The 18761-nt window shown below is 58.0% G+C and carries 10 protein-coding genes; 1 reads left to right on the top strand and 9 read right to left on the bottom strand.

Annotated features, from left to right (window positions below; all coding sequences use genetic code 11):
- Positions 1-194: 194 nt before the first annotated feature.
- Positions 195-674, top strand: coding sequence for a 2-C-methyl-D-erythritol 2,4-cyclodiphosphate synthase (gene ispF / locus QS713_RS02695; protein ID WP_313272238.1), 480 nt, complete (start codon positions 195-197; stop codon positions 672-674).
- A 49-nt stretch (positions 675-723) separates the two neighbouring features.
- Here the strand turns inward: ispF and QS713_RS02690 are convergent, their stop codons facing one another.
- The 9 genes from QS713_RS02690 to QS713_RS02650 form a co-directional block, all read right to left on the bottom strand.
- A complete protein-coding gene (locus tag QS713_RS02690) occupies positions 724-2124 on the bottom strand; it encodes an MFS transporter (protein ID WP_313273720.1) in 1401 nt (466 codons plus the stop codon).
- A gap of 218 nt (positions 2125-2342) precedes the next feature.
- Positions 2343-3092 (bottom strand): IspD/TarI family cytidylyltransferase, encoded by a 750-nt coding sequence (locus QS713_RS02685; RefSeq protein WP_313272236.1) that lies wholly within the window; start codon positions 3090-3092, stop codon positions 2343-2345.
- Positions 3093-3101: 9 nt separating this feature from the next.
- Entirely contained in the window at positions 3102-3632 is a 531-nt protein-coding gene (locus QS713_RS02680) for a CarD family transcriptional regulator (protein ID WP_313272234.1), read from the bottom strand.
- 325 nt (positions 3633-3957) lie between these two features.
- Positions 3958-5811 (bottom strand): hypothetical protein, encoded by a 1854-nt coding sequence (locus tag QS713_RS02675; RefSeq protein ID WP_313272233.1) that lies wholly within the window; start codon positions 5809-5811, stop codon positions 3958-3960.
- Between the two features lie 535 nt (positions 5812-6346).
- Complete coding sequence (locus QS713_RS02670) at positions 6347-7081, bottom strand: phosphoglyceromutase (RefSeq protein WP_313272231.1); 735 nt, start codon at positions 7079-7081, stop codon at positions 6347-6349.
- Positions 7082-7177: 96 nt separating this feature from the next.
- On the bottom strand, positions 7178-7507 hold the full coding sequence (locus QS713_RS02665; RefSeq protein WP_313272229.1) for a histone-like nucleoid-structuring protein Lsr2: 330 nt from the start codon (positions 7505-7507) through the stop codon (positions 7178-7180).
- A gap of 135 nt (positions 7508-7642) precedes the next feature.
- Positions 7643-8368 (bottom strand): biotin transporter BioY, encoded by a 726-nt coding sequence (locus QS713_RS02660; RefSeq protein WP_313272227.1) that lies wholly within the window; start codon positions 8366-8368, stop codon positions 7643-7645.
- 78 nt (positions 8369-8446) lie between these two features.
- The gene (locus QS713_RS02655; RefSeq protein WP_313272225.1) at positions 8447-9088 is read right to left on the bottom strand and encodes a holo-ACP synthase; all 642 of its coding nucleotides are present in this window, start codon (positions 9086-9088) and stop codon (positions 8447-8449) included.
- 46 nt (positions 9089-9134) lie between these two features.
- Positions 9135-18758: a polyketide synthase gene (locus QS713_RS02650; protein ID WP_313272224.1), complete on the bottom strand. Its 9624-nt coding sequence runs from the start codon at positions 18756-18758 to the stop codon at positions 9135-9137.
- Positions 18759-18761 lie beyond the last annotated feature (3 nt).

Here is an 18761-nt window from a genome sequence, read left to right as displayed (position 1 = left end):
AATGGTTAAGAGATAAAAGTTGGAAGCTTCCAAATAGTGGAATGCGATTAGCGTGTAACCGGGAACTCCGCACGCATACAAAGTAACGATTGTGTTCAGTAAACACCGCCCGCTACGATCTTGCTTTCATTAACCTCAGGCCTCATCTTGACGCATGGCTTCACTGGTTCTGGTCAGGGGGTACTCTGGTGGGTATGGGTTTTGATTTGCGCATTGGGGTAGGTACGGACACTCACGCGTTTTCTTCTGACGCGTCTAGGCCCATGTGGCTTGCTTGCCTGCTTTGGCCCGGTGAGGTCGGGTGTGCTGGGCACTCTGATGCGGACGTAGTTGCTCACGCGTGCTGTGACGCACTTTTGGCGGCCTCGGACCTGGGGGATTTAGGCACTAATTTCGGCACTGATCGGCCGGAGTACGCTGGTGCGTCTGGGGAAACACTGCTGCGTGAGACCCTGCGGATTCTATCTAGTTCAGGCTGGCGCCCCGTTAACGTGTCCGTTCAGCTGATTGGTAACCGCCCCCGCATTGGTGCTCGCCGGGAGGAAGCCAGCGCGCACCTAAGCGACATAGTGGGGGTACCTGTATCTTTTTCGGCGACCACCACGGACGGTTTAGGATTCACTGGGCGTGGTGAAGGGTTAGCGGCGGTCGCCACTGCACTCGTTACCCGGTAACGCCAACTTTTCCCTCGCGAGCAGGCATCCACGGTTTGGTTAGGGCACTTTATTTCATAGATCCCAGATGCGCTTTTTCCGCTTTCACGGGGATCATCATGAGGAGCCCTGCTAAGAGAATCAGGACGATACCGAGGATTCCCCAGTGTTGGCTGGAAACCTCAGGCCCTTCAATTGCTTTACCAATGGATAGGAATACCGAGAACATGAGTGGGGCCAGGAACGATACGGCGCGACCCGTGGTGGCGTAGAGGCCGAACACTTCACCTTCTCGCCCTTCGGGGATGACGCGCGCCAGGAACGAGCGAGACGCAGATTGTGACGGCCCCACGAAGATACATAGTAGGAGACCGAAAATCCAGAACACCACGTGGGGGCTGAGGCCACCTACACCGTTGTGGAAGAAGAACACGCACAGGCCAGAGATCACCATGCACGTGAGGGAAAATATGATGACGGTTTTGGGACCAAGTAGGTCGTCAAGAGCACCGAACGCGATGGTGGCGATACCGGCGACGACGTTGGCAGCCACCCCGAAAATGAGGACTTCCCCCGCGCTGAACCCGAACACGCCGGCAGCGAGGATCGCGCCGAACGTGAATACGCCGGCGAGCCCGTCGCGGAAAACCGCGGAGGCAGCGAGGAAGAACAGGGAGTGTGGTGCTTCTTTCGCGAGCCGCTTCACGGTCCGCCACAAGAGTTTGTACGACGTGATGATGGATTCGTGTTTATCCATGTGCGCGTCTTTGTGTTTACGCCCACGGATTGTGGTGAGCACGGGAATGGCGGATAACCCAAACCACGCTGCGGAGATCAGCATTGCCACGCGGATATCTAAACCATTTTCGCTGGTGACACCAAACAGCCCTACCTCAGGGTTAATGAACCCGAAATAGAGGAATAAAAGCAGCACAATCCCGCCTACGTAACCAGCTCCCCAACCTAGACCAGAAATGCGCCCCATGGTTTCTGGTGTGGAAATGCGCCCGAGCATAGCGTTGTAGTTAACGGACGCGAATTCGAAGAACACGTTCCCCAACCCAAGTATGGCGATTCCAAGCCAGAGCGCTCCTGTTTTCCCGAGGGGGGATTCGGGCGCCACGAAGTAGATGAGGAACATGAGTGCGACCACGAGGTAAGTGTTTACTCCCAGCCAGAATGTACCTTTGCCTTTACGGTCGGCACGTTGACCGGAAATGGGGGCGAGCAAGGCGATGACGATACCGGCGATGGTGAGTCCGTTCGCGAGCGCGCCCGACGCCATGTCTTTGTCCCCAAACAACCCGGATGTTAGGTAGACGGAAAACACAAATGTGGTAGCGACCGCGTTGAACGCTGCGAAACCCCAATCCCACGCAGACCAGGCGAGAACTTTTTTGTTCACTATCGATGCTCTGGGCAGTTTTTTGCGGGTATTACCTTCGTTTACATGCTCGTGGCGAGGATCTATAGTCACACCTACAGACTAGGCCATCACCCGGTTAATACATACTTGTATCTACGATGTGTGCTGTTCGCATGCCCCGCGTTCCGTTTGCGAGCTGTCGTTTACTGTTTTGGTCCGCTTAGCGTCCTGCTGCAATAAATATGTTCTGTTGCAATAAATATGTTCTGTTGGAATAAGTAGGAGACCGTTTCGCCTCGTTTGGCGTTCTGTTTGCAGCTCGTTTAACGTTCTGTTTGCAGTAGGTAGCGGGCTATCGCTACGTCTAGTTTTGTTGTTATTTTGAGGGACTGGCCGGATCCGTGGGATAGGTGCACTGGGACTCCTTTGGCTTCCACGAGGGCGCCGTCGTCGGTTGCTCCCCCGGTTTTCCATAGGTTTTTGGATTCGTCGTGTGCCTGCCAGATGGTGTGCCAGTGGAATCCTTGTGGGGTTTGCACTGCGCGTAGCTGCGCGCGGTCCACTTGGCCGATGACACGGTCAACTTGCATGCCGTCCCCCGCGATTACGGGGTTGCTGGCCACCATTTTTTGCGTGTCGGTTACGGCCACTGCTGGGATCACTGCGGGCAGACCGCCCCTCAGGCAAGCAATTACTTCGGCGAACACGGACACGGGGGTGAGGCAACGGGCCGCATCATGAATGAGTACGGGTGTGTTGGGGCGTAGTGGCGCACCTATTTTTTCGGCGAATTCTGGCAGTAGCTGCAGGCCGTGGAATACGCTTTCTTGCCGGGTGGCTCCACCCGTGACAACTTGGATGTTTGGGTGGGGTTCGAAGTATCCGGCGATTTCGAATTCGTGTCCGGATGGGGCAGTTACTACTATTCCTGCGATTGAGGGTACTTGCAGGACGCCTTCGACTGCGTGTTGCACAATGGTTTTGCCGTCGAGGTCGACGAGTGCTTTAGGCATGTCGAACCCTAGGCGGGTGCCGGACCCGGCAGCGGTTACTATGACGAAGACGTCACGCAAGGGTGTGCTCTACTTCTTCTTTTTGGTGTCTTTGGAGTCTTCGGTTTCTTCAGGTTCAGCTTCCGCGAGGATTTCGTCGAGCCGTTCGTTCGCCGTGTCTTCATCCACTTCGCGGGCTAGCGCCAGTTCAGATGTGAGGATTTGCCGGGCTTTGGCGAGCATCCGTTTCTCTCCTGCGGAAAGGCCTTTGGCGGAGTCACGTCGGCTGAGGTCGCGCACTACCTCTGCGACGCGCACGATGTCGCCGGTAGCGATTTTTTCTTGGTTCGCTTTGTATCGGCGTGACCAGTTGGATGGTTCCTCAATATCTTCTTCACGGAGCGTGTCCATGACTTCTTCGAAACCTTCTTCATCAACCACGTCCCGCACGCCCACCATTTCGACGTTGTCTGCGGGTACTTGGATTGTGAGGTCAGCTTGCGCCACCTGCAGAGTTAAATATGTTTTATCTTCACCACCGAATTTACGGGTTGTGATTTCTTTAATTGTTGCGGCGCCGTGATGTGGGTAGACGACCGTTTCGCCCACTTTGAAAGTCATTATCGCATTTCTCCTACCGTTGTAATAAGCCTATTTTACCAGCTTTCGTATGGCTCGTGCGGAACAAGTTTATGAGGCGGGAGTTCCGCCTGGTATATATGACCCGTTGTTCTTCGGCAGGGGACGTTTCGAGGTATATGAAACTCCCCGGACTCTATGGGATGAGTCCGGGGAGTTCCCGCGTTGGCGCAAGCCGATGTTCCGATACAACTAGGAACGACGCCAACACAGGTCTTGCTCGTTATTCAAGTTAGGTTGGCGTGTTTTGAACTTGAGGCCCGAGCTGACTGTAAAGCCATTTAGAGCCTCAAGTTCACTAGCCAAACTATTTGTTGCGCGCGGCGCGACGAGCAGCGATACCGGCACCACCAAGCGCCAACAGGCCCATCGAGGCAATCGCAGCTGCAGTGCTGTCCGCACCGGTCCTAGCTAGCTGCGAACCAGCCTTCTCAGCCTTCGTCACCTTCACAGTGGACGTGCCAGCAGGCTTGGTCTGGTCACCAGGCTTGGTTTCCTCGCCAGGCTTGTTCTCATCGCCAGGCTTGTTCTCATCGCCAGGCTTGGTTTCCTCACCAGGCTTGTTCTCATCGCCAGGCTTGGTTTCCTCACCCTTCTCAGCTTCGGCTAGCTCCGCTTTGGCGGCGTCAACAGCTTTCTTAGCTTCGAATACTTTACCGGAAGCATCCGCGACAGCCATCTCAACAGCCTTCAGAGCCTTGTTAGCATCCGCTTCCTTAGCCAAGGTATCATCGAGAGCGCTCTTAGCACCGTTCGCCAACGCAGCGGCCTTCTGGGCTTCTTCCTTCAGCGCCGGAACCTTAGCCTGCGCATCCTTCAAAGCTGCCTCAGCCTTATCAACAGCCTCGTTAGCCTGATCAGAAGCCTCCGACGCAGCCTCTAGCTTCGCCTCAGCAGCATCCAACGCCTTCTTCGCCTCAAACACCTTAGCGGAAGCATCAGAAACAGCCAGCTCACCCGCGGTAAGGGCCTTATTTGCTTTCTCTTCCTTAGCTACAGTGTCGTCCAAAGCAGTCTTAGCGCCATTAACTAGCGCCTCAGCTGGAGCGACAGCCTCTTCCAACTTTGGCTGGTTAGCCTTTGCCTCTTCAAGAGCTTTCTCGGCCGCGTCAACCTCTTCGTTAGCTTTATCTGAAGCATCGGAGGCTTCGTCTAAAGCGTTCTCAGCATCCGTGTACACATTCTGAGCCTTTACAAAAGCCTCATCGGCAGCATCCTGCTTCGCCTGAGCTTCTGCCGCCGGGCCTTCAAGTGCTACCCGCTTGGCAGTGGCATCGTCCAACTTCACCTTTGCAGCGTCAACAGCCGCCTGGTAGTACTCTTTGGCTTCCGGCTCAGCATTGTTCAGGGCTTGTTCAGCATCCTGGTACTCTGCCAACGCTGCGTTCTCTACACCTTTCGCAGCGTTCAGCGCGTCGACAGCCTGGTCGCGAGCCGCATTCGCTTCGTCAGAAGCAGCTTCCGCTTTTTCTAAGGCGATTTCAGCGTCTGCAGCCACATCCTGAGCATCCATGTACGCTTCATCAGCCGCATCCTGAGTCTTCTTAGCGGTCTCTACTCGAGCCTCAGCATTCGGAACTGATTCTGCAGCTGCCTTCTTAGCAGCCTCGAGGTCGGCGACAGCCTTGTCGTAGTTTGCTTGTGCATCCTCACGGTCAGCCTTAGCGTTCTTAGCCGCCTGCTGGAGCTTCTTCAACGCGTCCTGCACCGGCTTCAGTTCAGCATTGGCCTTGTCGAAATCTACTTCAGCGTCTGCAGCTTCATCCTGAGCATCCATGTACTCTTCATCAGCCGCATCCTGAGCCTTCTTGGCTTCGGCAACCGCAGCTTCAGCCTTATTTACATCCTCTTGAGCTGCCTTGTACGCTTCGTTAGCCGCTTTAAAAGCAGCGGCCGCGTCGTCGTATCCCTTCTGGGCATCTTCACGATCTGCCTTAGCGTTGGCAGCAGCCTGCTTAGCGGTTTCAAGATCACCTTGTCGCGCTTCAAGCACTGCTTCCGCTTTGTCGTATGCCTTCTGAGCCTCAGCTAGTTTCGCTTTAGCCTCAGTTACGTTCTGTTTCTCAGTTACCTGTGCTGTGGTGTCACCAGTAGGGGCCTTCTCTGGGGCAGCTACCTCATCAGCAGCCTGTGCAAGCCCCCCCCCCCGCGAGGCCAGCAAGCAAGAGAGCTGCCGTAGCTCCAGTTGCAGCTTTACGAATCGACATGTTGTTTATCCTTCAATCAAATTTGAGTTGTTAGGTCGGACGCAGAAACTCAACCTTGCCTGTATGACCTGATTAAACTTGCTGCGCCTTCAAACCGTTGACAAAGTTGCACCAACGGGATGTACCCTCATTCTAAGCAAACAAGTCAACCGACATACAACTCTTAAACAGACACGTGCACCACATCACACGATAACGAATTGCAAAGACACGCCGCGGACAAACATTAAAACCCCCAGAACACGCAGTAAAGTTAGTCATTTACACTAAATCCGGCGTCATGGATCTGCAGTCCTGCCCCCACCGCGCAGGGCCCCGAGCGAAACGCAACATGAACAGCGTAACCGAAATTCTCAAACTCTGGACAATATGTTGTGCACACCGCGGTCCTTAACCCTCAGCGGCATACGTTATTGCACTCCACGTACAAAAGTGGGCTCCCCAGCGCCGGCTGGGGAGCCCACTTAACCAAGTCTTGGTCCTCAAGTATTATTTACCCTGGTTTGCCACGGCATCAATCTTCGCTTGCGCATCCGGATCAAGATACGTACCACCCTTCTTAAGTGGTTTCATATCCTCATCAAGTTCGTAATAAAGAGGCACACCTGTGGGAATATTTACACCCGCGATATCCTCATCAGAAATACCATCCAAATGCTTAACAATAGCCCGCAAAGAATTCCCATGCGCGGTAACCAACACGGTCTTACCCGTCTTCAACTCCGGGACAATCTCACCCTCCCAGTACGGGAGCAGACGCTCTAACACGTCCTTCAAACACTCCGTATCCGGAATTGGTTGGCCCGCATACCGCGGATCACTGTCTTGTGAGAACTCACTGCCCTTCTCAATCGCAGGCGGTGGCGTATCATACGAACGACGCCAGAGCATGAACTGCTCCTCACCGAACTCGTCGCGGATCTCCTTCTTGTCCTTACCCTGCAACGCCCCGTAGTGACGCTCGTTAAGACGCCAATCACGCTTAACCGGAATCCAATGCCGGTCTGCGGCATCCAACGCCAAATTCGCCGTCATGATCGCGCGGCGCAGCAAAGAAGTGAACAGAATATCCGGAAGGATCCCCTCCTTCTTCAACAACTCACCACCGTGAACGGCTTCCTCACGTCCCTGCTCAGTCAGCGGAACATCCACCCAACCGGTGAACAGATTCTTCATATTCCAATCGCTCTGCCCATGGCGGAGCAAAATCAATTTATAAGCCATATAACTAGTATTCCACCTAACAATCAGCAGCGTCTAGGACTACGAGCACGAACACTTCCCACATGGACTTCTTCTACCCGCAGTTATTTCCCATGCCTACTGGGCCTGTTCGCGATAAAACGCTTCCCTAATTTCATGAGGAATCCGGCCGCGGTCCGCCACCTCAATGCCCTGCATCGAAGCCCATTCGCGGATCACACTAGCCTCAGAACGACTCCCCTCAACAACACTTCCGGCACTACGACGACGACCCCCAACGCGTTTCGCATGCTGGATCCACTCATCCATCATTGCGCGTAAACGCTTCGCGTTATCACTCGTCAAATCAATCTCGTACCGAACGCCATCTAAGCTAAAAGAAACCGTTTCATCCGCAGTTTCACCGTTCACATCATCGATCAATACGACCTTAGTTATGCTAGCCATCTTTATATACCGCTATTCCTGTAAAGTTGAGTTTTTGAGTAAGAGACGTAGAAACGTCAACTCGTAACGCTAGCATTATCGCATGAAATAAGACGAAGAAGTAGTTTATTCCATTTTTTAAAACAAATTCGACCTTTACTTCGTATCACCGCTATAGGTAGCGGATGAATCATCCCGTCTAGCAATGATAAATACGCGCAAAATTATCGTTGCAAGAGCCGCCTTGATAATCCCACCCGGGATGAACGGAACCAAACCAGCCGACATGATGCCCCCAAACGACAGGGTCTTACCGAGCGAGTACAAAACCCCCCACATGTACGGCAAACCAAACACGAACGGCAACACCGTCGCCAACGTAAACCAACCGAACAGTTTCAACAACGAATGCGGACCCCGCCCCTCAAGAGCCTTCCCAGACACGTACGCAGAGGGGATGAAACCAATAATGAAACCAAACGACGGTTTAAGCACCGCAGCGATCCCACCGGTGAAATCTGCGAACCAAGGTACCCCCACGATACCTAAGAGCATGTAGGCCACCATCGCCCCGGCACCGCGGCGCGGCCCCAAAGCTGCTCCAACCAAAAGTACCCCCAGCGTCTGGCCTGTAACCGGCACCGGCCACAACGGAACCGACACCTGCGCTAATAAACCAACCACAGCTGCACCCAACAGCACCTGGATGATCATCATCACCGTTGGGTTAATCGACAACTGTCCAAGCATCGCGCCGTTTCCACGCCTCTGCGCACGCGCCACCTGAACGGGGGTACCTGCGGTGCGGGACGCGGACTGCCCACCAGTGCGCTGCGAGCGCCGCTCACTATCTTGCGAAAAACTCTTTTCCGACTGACTCATTTCATCTCCATTCCTATTAATCACAACAACTTTTGCTGCCACTAAGTTTCTTACAAAAACCCCTTCGCGGGGCTTGCGCTAGCTTTCCCCCAGGGCGCTGGTATTAGACGAAGCGATCACGGATGCGGCCGCGTAGTCACCATCGTGCGAAAGTGACACCCACCAATCCGCGTTCGCCAGATCTTCCAGAGCCGACAGTACCTCACCGGTAAAACCTACAGAAGGACGCCCATAACGGTCCGAAACCAACTCAATTTCACGCCACGAAAACTCCTTCACCGGCGCCGCGGGCACGGATTCAAATCCGGAGGGGGGAAAGTCGCTCTGGTGAACGAGGCTTCGATGACGATCACGCCAAGTACCCCCTCCCGGTTCAGACAGTGGTGGGGGCATGCCGAAAAGCGCACTGGACCACGCTTTCACCACAGCCTCCTTCGCAGCCCAACGCGCAGCCAGGGAAGCCATCGGGTCGGGCCGGCGCTGCGCCCGGTCCCACTCCCGATCCGTGAACACGCGTGCGAACACAGAGCCCGGCTGATGCAACTGCTCCGCAAAATCTGGGACAAACACCAGGTCAATCCCGTGGCCCAGAACCAGCCCCGGAGCACACCCACCTGAAGGCTCACTAGAAGGATCGTCAGACGAAACGGTGAGCCGGACGCCGGAAGGATCCGGCAGAGCTTCCGTAGCAACTCGGGTCAATAGATCACCAACACTCACCGCGGGTACCTCCCGTCCAACTCACTGCGGGTACCTCCGCTCATACTCACCGCGGGTACCTCCCGTCCTCACCCAGACGCGCAGACGGATTGAGCAGCATAGCGGCCTCAACGTTACGCGCATCCTCATCGGGCAAACGCCGGCCCTTCGGCGCCTCATACAAGGGGGTACCTGCGCACATCGCGGCCTCAAACCGATCCCGGCCCTCACGCAAACGCGCATTCGCACGCGCCCGCCACGCATCCGCCTGATCCGCCCCACACTCCGCCGCAAGCGCAGCCTCAAACGCACTCGGGTGAACCAACGCGATCAACGCAGCAACGTGACCAAACCCCAACGACGTCAACACACTCGCCCGAACCGGACGCTTCCCCATATCCAAAGGCTCCCGCAACCACACCAGTGGCGTAAACTGGCGCATCTGCGGATCCAAACAATCCAACGAACGATTCGCCGGCACCTGCTGTGACGCGAACACCTCACACAACCCCGCAACCTGGAACAAAGCAGCCCCACCCTTCGCGTGGCCAGTGAGCGTCTTCTGCGAAATCACGTATAACGGATTCCCACTCTCACGGCCCAAAGCCGCACACAACCGCGAATGTAACTCAGCCTCATTCGGATCATTCGCATTCGTAGACGTATCGTGCTTAGACACAACCGCCACATCATCAGCATCCACAGCCAAACCACGCAACGACCGAGCCAACGCAGAATCCACTCCTCCGCGACCAGCCGCGAGCGCCCCCATGCCCGGCGCCGGAATCGACGTGTTCGCACCATCCGCATACGACTGCGCATGCGCCACCACCCCGTAGACCGGCAACCCTAAGTCCGCCGCAATATCACCGCGAGTGACCAGCACCGTGCCGCCGCCCTCAGCCTCCAAGAAACCACCCCGACGACGGTCCCCGGCGCGCGAGAAATGCCGGTAACTAATGCCCTTGTCATACATCTGTTGCGAATCCGCAGTGGCATTCATATCCCCAAAACCCGTTAGAGACTCAACGGAGATATCGTCAATCCCACCGGCGACCACAAACGCAGACTTACCCAACTTAATCTTGTCCACCGCTTCTTCAATGGACACAGCCGCAGTTGCGCAAGCACCTACCGGGTGAATCATCTGCCCATAGCCCCCCACATAACTTTGCATGACATGGGCCGCCACCACGTTCGGCAACGCCTCTTGCAAAATGTCCTGCGGCCGATCCTCCCCCAAGAAACGCGTGAGGAACACCTTCCGCAACGACTCCATCCCACCAATACCAGTGCCCTGCGTGGACGACACCTCCGCTGGATGCACAGCCTGCAACAACTCAGCAGGACTGAACCCAGCCGAAATGAACGCATCCACAGCGGTAACCAAATTCCACACCGCAACCCGGTCCAAAGCCTCCAGCATATTCGCTGGAATACCCCAGTTAGCCGGATCAAACCCAGTTGGAATCTGCCCACCAACAGAACGGGACAAAGTTGCCCGCCGCGGTACCCGTACCGCAGCCCCAGCCAGCTTAGTCACCCGCCAGGTACCCTCTTCAAAACTCACGCGGGTACGTGCCGGATCCGCCTGAACATAAGCTTGTGCCTGATCGCGAGACTCCACCGTGAAACTCTGATCCTGATCCAAATACACGGTCGCCACATCATCCGAACCACCATCCACAATCGTCGAATCGTCCACCAGCGGGCGGATCCCGCTGCGGGCAATCACTTCATCACGGTACCGCTCGTAAATGTCCTCTTCCGCAACCGGATTCTCATCCGCGTCATACCAGCCTGGAGTGGGAGCGTTAGACCAGTGCACCAGCCCCATCATCCACGCCATTTCCAGCACCCCCGCCGCGGTCAGATCCAAATCTGCTCCCGCTTCCGCTTGCATGCGGGTGCGGCGCGAACCCCACGTACTGACCTCACCCAGCCCTACGATAACCACTTGGTCCGCCAGTTTCGTCTTCGGCTTCCCCCATTCGAGACGCTGCGCCAAATGCGGGGTTTTTACGCTTGGTAGTGCGGAAATCGTTGGGGGTACCTGGGGGGATTTCGAGTCCGTATCCCCCTGGTTTTGCCGCACCTGCTTCGCGAGCGCAGCTAAATCCAACGGGACCGTATCCAACCCGCCCGTCAAATCACGATCCAACGGTTTTTCTTTCGCTTTTTCCCGCGCCTGAGGGGTCACCAACTCCATGAGTTCATCCGCAATCTCCTGCGGGGTAAACACATGTACCCCCGCCGCGCGAGCAGCCGGAACGAGCGCATCGTTACCACCCATGAGGCTCGTGCCCATCACCCAACCGATACGCGGATGAGCGATAGTTACCCGCTGTGGCCAACCCGATTCCGCCGACCACTTATTAACGATCGCGTCGAAACTCGCTTTCGCTTCCCCATACGCACCATCACCGCCAAAGGTACCCCGGTTCGGTGAGCCCGGTAGCACCACATGCACCCGGTGGTCCGTAGCAGTGGAACTACCCAGCGCAGCCAGTTGACTAATCGCCCGTTCCACACTCCACACCAGAAGCCGCATCTGCCGCGCTGCTTCTTGCGGTTCACCACCCATAGTGCCACGCACCGGGGGTGCGGCAAATGGGAAGAAAAGGCTTGGGAGCAACGCTGGTTTAATGAGGTTCGTGGTGGCTCCCACCGTTTCCGTCTGCTCGGTACCGATCCACTCCACCAGCGCATCAACGTCAGCGAAGCTCGCGAGGTTCGCGGGTACCAACCAAAGTTTCGCACCGATCGCCGCGTGCTCGCGGTACAGTTTCTTCGCGAACGCCAACCGAGCTTCACTGACCCGCGACGCGGTCATAACCACTGTCGCACCGCCCGATAGTAATACCGCAACGATCTGCGCGGCGATCGAGTTCGGTGCCGCACCCGTCACTAGCGCAATCTCGTTCTTAAATGGCCCCATGTTCTTCGCGCAGCAAGACTTCGCTACTTCTTCAAACAGTGTACGCAGCCGCTTCTCAGATGAGGGTACTTGGCGCGCGTACCAGTTCGCCAAGTCCGCGAGTGAGGTACCCCCACCCTCAAACTGGCATGCGTTCACGGCTTCTAACTGGCCGGAGAACAGGCGCGCTAAATCTTCGCGGGCAGTTGCCCACCGGTCGTCCAGCAAAACCGCGCGGCGCGGGTCAAATGCCGGAGCAACGGTGTCTAACCAGCCGGCACCCAACTCGCGATCCAGCGTTTCTAACACCGCGGCACTGCCGTCGGTTTCTGGTTCCCCGCCAGGCGATTCCACGCCCAGGCGGGTGAGCAGCTGCCGCGCCTGCGTTGCAAGTACCCCCGACGAACCAAGCAGTTCCTCACGTAACTGTGACAATGCAGCCGAATCCACCATCTGGTCGGTGCCCGCGGAACCGGACGACAACGACACGCTCACGCCGTTTTCCTGCGCCACTTCCTGCACTGCCGCGTCAATCAACGCATCCGCATCCGCCGCCACATCCACTTCCGTTGGTAATGAGGCAAGCGCACCGCCACGCACGGAATCTCCCTCACGCGTATTGAGCAGAATCTGCGCATTCACCTGGTCTTCCCACGAGGCGGGCAGGCCCCAGGTGTCGCGGATCCTCTCCCCCACCCGCGTGGGTTGCAAGCCGGCTGCTCCGAAGAGGGTACGTAGGCGAGCGGTAATCGCCGCTTCCAGCACGGGGCCGAACGCCTTGTAGTTGCCCGCCGCGGTATTCACCACGTCCATGAGGTCACCAATATTTGCCTCAGCAGCCCCCTCAATCGTAGGTACCCCCAACTCCGCAGCCATGTCCATCAGCAACTGGTTACGTTTAGAAGACACCCCATTGGTCAACGACTCAACCGTGTCCGAATCCTCAATCTGAGCGCGCGTAATCTTATTCGACAACGCCAACAGAACCCGCACCGCCTGCGCCGCATCCACCGGCAAATCTGGTGCCTGGCCGGGCGCATTGGACACCGGAGCTGATGCCTGCCCTGGCGCTGACCCAGAGGGTACCGGCGCCGCATCGGATGCCTGCCCGGCGTCGCCTCCTGACGCAGATGCGGCGGAGGCTGGCACCGTGTTGGATGCCGGACTCGAAACAGGCTTGGAAGGCGTGCTATTTTGCGTATTCCCAGCCTTTGCGGCCTCTGCGGAGGCGGGGGTACCTGGGGTCTCAGGCGCGGGGGTACCTGCGTTCGCACGCTCCCCGGACGTGGGGGTACCTGGGGTCTCAGCCGCGGGGGTACCTGGGGTGTTTTCCGGTTCCGCATCAGCAGACGCACCCTCACCAGCCGGAGGGGTATGTACCTCCTCCATCAGCACCTTGGCTTCGTCACGGTCCACGTTGAGGACCTCCACATCCGCGTTCGCGTACCGCGGGAGCGCCAGAGTTTTCTGCGCAAACCCAGACAACGTGGGCGCAGAAGCCAAGCCCACCTCAACCACACGCTGAACCGCTAACTTGTCGGGCGACAGCAACAGGTCCTGCGTTTCAATCCACCGCACCGGACACGTGAACTGCCACGCCAACAACTCCACCAGCAACGTGCGGGCTAACCTCCCCGGGTGCTGCGAACGCTCCGCCCAGTTATCGACGGCCTCCTGCACCATTGTGGAAGGCACTACCTCAAGAATTGACTGCGCGAAATCCTTCGAAACCTCAAATGGGCGCGCCACCAAGTTCGGAATATACCGCCCCACCAGCACGTCCACATCAATCTCGTCCGGCAGCAGCTCCATCAGTTTCTCGCGGAACGCAGGTACCCCCGCGCGCAACTCAGACGAGTGGAACGGCACGTCAAGCCCCGGAATGAACATGAACGGCCGCTTCCCACCCAGAGCCTTTGCGCGGGCAGAAGCATCCTCCTCCAACGCCTTCAAACCCGCGATCGTGCCCGCAACCCCATACTGGGCACCCCGCAAGTTGAAGTTCACAACCTCAATAAACTCACCCGACTCCTGCGCAATACTGCGCGCATACTCCGCGACATCCTCATGCGCAATCCCACACTGGTTCGGCCGAAACGCCCCCATCCGATAGTTCGAACGACCAGCCGCATCGCGCTCCACCAAGTTATGCATCGCGCAACCACGCTGATACACAATCTCAATGACCTGCTCCAACGGGAAAATCCGCGCGAACGCAGCCAACGCCGCATACTCCCCCAGCGAGTGTCCCGCATAGAAACTATGGGGTACCAACGCACTATCGGCCTGTAGCGACCGGGTCTGCCCATACGCCAGCGTCACCAACGCCACCTGCGTGAACTGCGTTAGATTGAGCACGCCTTCCGGATGCTTCAAACGCTCTCCGCGCACCACCACGGCCTTCGGATTATCCCGCACAATCGCCTCAATCGAGAAACCAAGATGCTCGCGCGTGAACTTATCCGCCCGCGTCCACACGTCCCTCATGATTGGGTTCGGCTTATCCATTCCCATGAGGGGACGCTGCGTCCCCTGGCCCGGATACACATACGCAGTGGTGGGCGCAGCAATCTGGGCGCGGCCAATAGAAACCACGGCGCCATCTACGCGGCATGTGGCTTCCACGAACATGTCCCCATTGCCCCGGCCGACGCGTTCAACGGTGATCTCCACGTCGTCACCCAAGTTCACCATGCCGTACATCTCGTACACCCAGTTGGTTATCCGCATGGGGGTACGGGTACTGGATCGAACTACGCCGGGCAGCGCCGGACTGTCCGCGCTGCGCACGCTGGGGGTGGAAATGACGTGCTGCGCGGTGGCGGACAACCACATGCCGTGCACCAACGGAGCCTGCAACCCAGACAACCCCGCTGCCGCGTAAGACGTGTGGATTGGGTTGAAGTCACCCGAAATGTTCGCAAATGCCGTCATGTCCGCCGGGGCTTTAACCCGCGCATCCCGCAAGAAGGATCGCTTAGTGGTCTGCACTTGCACGTCCTCGTTAACCGCGGGTGCGGCAGGCGGAGGAGTACTTGTGGTGACGCGCCCACGAATCGCGAAACGCTCCACCAGGTGCGCGAAGTGTCGCTGCCCGTCGTACAGGTCATTTTCCACGCGCACCACGCGGCCCGACGACGCTTCGGTCAGTGACGCGCACCGGCTCTTAACCACCACGGAGGCGCCCTCATGCGGTAAACGTCCCGTCAGGCGCACCGTGTGGTCAAGATGCACCGCGTTCACAAGCCCCTCAATAACTGGAATACCGTCTTTAACCGCGGTACCTAACGCTGCGTACGTGGATGGCCAGCAGGGCCCAACCAAAGCGTCGGGCACGAAATCCGCCAACTGGGCCTGCAGCGCACCACCCGTTGCCGCGCCATGGGCCAACCCCAGTTTGCGAGTAAACGTGAAACCTCCCGTGATCTGGCCAAAGTCGGGGGTACCTGGGTTTGTTTCCACCCGGCCCGCGTCGCTTTCGGCCGCGTTCACTTCCACGCGCCCCGCAGCGTTCAGTTTCGCGTGGCCCGCACCGTCCACTTCCGCGCGCCCCGCGTCAGGCGAGATTTCCGCAGCTTCAGGCGAGGTTTCGACGCTCGGCAATGCCTCAATGTGGTCACCGGTAATCGTGGTGGTACCCACGCCCGCCGCACCAGCAAGTAGGTCGTACGCCCCAACTGACAACCGCTGCATATCCACCACCGGGTACGCCCCAGTGGCACACGCAGGCGAAAACGTAACTGGAATATCAATATGTTCCACGTGGAACGGAGCCTGCCCACCCGTGTCCCACGACGTGTCGCAGTTAACGCGGATAGATACCCCCGCCTCATCTTCCAAAATTTCTGTTGCCTGAGGCATGGACCACGCCGGATTCGTCACCAGGTTCCCATTCCACTGAATATTAGTGGTGGCACGCAAGAACGTCACCGGATCCGCAGCGGCCGCACGGCGCGAGAACACAGTGGGAGCCTGACCCGACACCCGCTTCGCCACCGCGTTTTCGTAGCGGGTGAACATCTGCCCAATGGGCTCATCAATACGGTCGATCGCAGCCACCGAAACCGGCCCGGGAATAATCCGCACCGCGTCCGCGGGGAACCGTGGGTTCTCTGACTGCCACAGCGTGTCCGTTCCCCACCAACGCGCCAAATCCCCATCGAGCGCCGGCACGAACGGCATTGGTTTAACGTGCTTCCGGCACAGACCTGGCCACCACGCCGCATCCTTCGCACTCACCCCGGTGGTATGCGCACTCGGGTAGCGTTCCAACAGGCGTTCCAACGCTTCCGGGAGGTTCGCGATCGCGTATTCGTCCGCAAACAAAGTCTGCACCGGGCCGCTATCCACCTCAGAAAGCCGCGCTTCAATCCGATGGAAAACATCTAGTACCCGGTCGCTCCACGTCCAGTCTTCGTAGGGGTACGCCAGGTCCGTGAGCCGCTGCGCCCACTGCGCGTACGTCATTTCTTGCAGGTCCCCAAAATATGGTTTCGCTGTTTTCGCGAGCGCGTCGATCAGTTCGCCGCGGCGACGTTTGATGTCCGCTGGGTCAGTTCCCACTTCACGGATCAGCCGCGCTGCCCGGGCAGAAGAGTTCTCAACCTCGTACAGGTCCGCATCCAGGTGCGACAAGCCCGAAGCGACCCCACCTTTAGCTTGTTCACGCCCCACCCAGGTACCCTCGGGGATCCCCTTGGTTTTCAGCAGCATTTCTTTCACCTGAGGGGACGTGCGTGCCTCCTTGGTGGCCATCGCAGCTGTACCAATCGCAACCGCGTCCACGGGCATCAATGGCCGCCCGTATCGTTTAGACCACTCCCCCGTTAGGTAATCCCCAGCCCGCTCGGGGGTACCTAGGCCACCTCCAACCGTGAGAACCAGGTTCTTCGTTTCCCGCGTCCGCCCGTAGGTAGCGAGCAGGAGGTCGTCAAGTGATTCCCACGAGTGGTGCCCACCCGCCATGCCGTCTTCCACCTGCATAATGAGGGGTACCTGCGGGTTGTCGCGCGCAATGTCGATCACCTGGTTAATCTGCTCCACCGTTCCCGGTTTGAAGCAGATGTATGCGAACCCGTCGCCTTGTAATTCCTTTATGAGGTCCCGCGCTTCCTCTACTTCCGGGATGCCCGCGGCGATTGTGACTGAGTCGAATGGGGCTCCGTTTTGCCGGGCCTTGTTCACAATTTTTGAGACCCCGAACTGGAGGTTCCACATGTAGCGGTCAAAGAACATCGCGTTGAAACCAGCGGCCCGCCCCTCGTCGAGCCGTTCAATCAGCCCGTCCTTGTGGCGTTGGAACACTTCTTCGGAGTACTGGCCACCGCCAGCCATTTCTGTCCATAACCCCGCGTTCGCCGCTGCGGCAACCAGTTGCGGATGCACGGTAGTGGGGGTCATGCCCGGCAGCATGATCGGCCCGCGACCCGTTAGGCGGGTGAACGCGGTGTCGAGCACTACGCGCCCATCTGGGAGCGTCACCTTTTTCGGTAGGTACCCCTCCCACGTTTGCGCCGGCTCCACCACTACCCCGGGGGTGTCTAAATCAGTTCGCGCAGTAGACGTGGACGCGTCCACCATCCGCGCGCCCGTCCCTTCAAGCAACGCGGTACTTGCCCGAGTGAGCATCGGCCCCGGCCCCAAATCCAAAACATAATGCGCCCCCGCTTGCGTGCACTCGCGCAGCTGCGCAGGCCAATCCGACTGCTGCGTCAAAATCGCTTCACTGAGCTCTTTCGCCCGCTCAAAATCCGCGTCACTCACCTGGGAATTCTTGAGGGTACCTAGCCAGTCAAGCACCTGCTCCAGCGCGTCATCTAACAGATGGGAGTGGAACGGTGCGCCCACCGGCAGGTAATCCGCAGTGACCACCGCCTGGCTCCCCCCGCGCTTACGCTCCGCCAGTTCCGTGTTAAGCGAATCCTCAAGCGCGTGCGCTGCCTTCGCTAACCGTTGCAATGCAGCTGGACGCCCAGAAAACACGTATGCGCGCGCACCATTCACCACCGCCACCTGCGGCCGCTCATCCACCTCAAGAGCCTGGATTTGCTCCAGTGTCAGCCCGCGAAGCGACAGCATCGGGGTGTGCTCGCCATCGGCCACTGCACCGATCTGCCGGGTGCACTGCGACGCCGCCGCACCAATCAGGCGCGCCAACACCACGAGTTGCACAATCTGCTCTTCATCATCTTGCACGAAGGCGCGTGCCAACTGTGCTCCCAGCAGGCCTTGAGAGTGCCCAACCACCTGGGTAGGCGGGGTTTGGCACAAATCCAAACTTGTCCCAGCTAAATCTAGTAGCGCCCCATAGTTCGCCAGCAAAATCGCCGGTACCGAAACCGCGGGGTCGGTGTCCACCGCCAAACTACCCTCCGCACCGGCGGGCGTGCCTGGGCCCTCCGCGCCAGAGGATTTACTTCCGCCGTCCGCGCCCGCCGGCTTGCGCTGGCCCTCTACACCTACGGACTTGCGTTCACTCTCCACACCAGCGGCCTTGCGGCCGGCATCTACACCGACGGGTTCACGTTCGCTCTCCGCTTGCGGGGCAGTGCGCAGAATCTGCTTTAGCCGCGCTCCCGCCTCAGGAGCTGCCGTAAGTAAGGGCAACGCCAAGGGGGCAAGACGCTTCTCTGCCTGTTCGAAAACGGATTTCACCCGCGTAGATGCCTGTGGCATGGAAAGGGTACGTACCAAAGATTCGTACCAGGCGCTTCCCTGCCCGGCGAACGCCAACGCATAGTCACCTGTCAGGTCCGCTAGGAAACTGCTTTTCATGTC

Source organism: Gleimia hominis (genome assembly GCF_032085515.1).
GTDB lineage: Bacteria > Actinomycetota > Actinomycetes > Actinomycetales > Actinomycetaceae > Gleimia > Gleimia hominis.
Note: the sequence above shows the minus strand (reverse complement) of the source record. Positions and strands in the feature narration are given on the sequence as shown.

What these genes read in the sequence shown, in the direction of transcription:
- ispF (WP_313272238.1), top strand. Translation starts at nt 195, where the DNA reads ATGGGTTTTGATTTGCGCATTGGGGTAGGTACGGACACTCACGCGTTT.
- QS713_RS02680 (WP_313272234.1), bottom strand. Translation starts at nt 3,632, where the DNA reads ATGACTTTCAAAGTGGGCGAAACGGTCGTCTACCCACATCACGGCGCC.
- QS713_RS02670 (WP_313272231.1), bottom strand. Translation starts at nt 7,081, where the DNA reads ATGGCTTATAAATTGATTTTGCTCCGCCATGGGCAGAGCGATTGGAAT.
- QS713_RS02665 (WP_313272229.1), bottom strand. Translation starts at nt 7,507, where the DNA reads ATGGCTAGCATAACTAAGGTCGTATTGATCGATGATGTGAACGGTGAA.
- QS713_RS02660 (WP_313272227.1), bottom strand. Translation starts at nt 8,368, where the DNA reads ATGAGTCAGTCGGAAAAGAGTTTTTCGCAAGATAGTGAGCGGCGCTCG.
- QS713_RS02650 (WP_313272224.1), bottom strand. Translation starts at nt 18,758, where the DNA reads ATGAAAAGCAGTTTCCTAGCGGACCTGACAGGTGACTATGCGTTGGCG.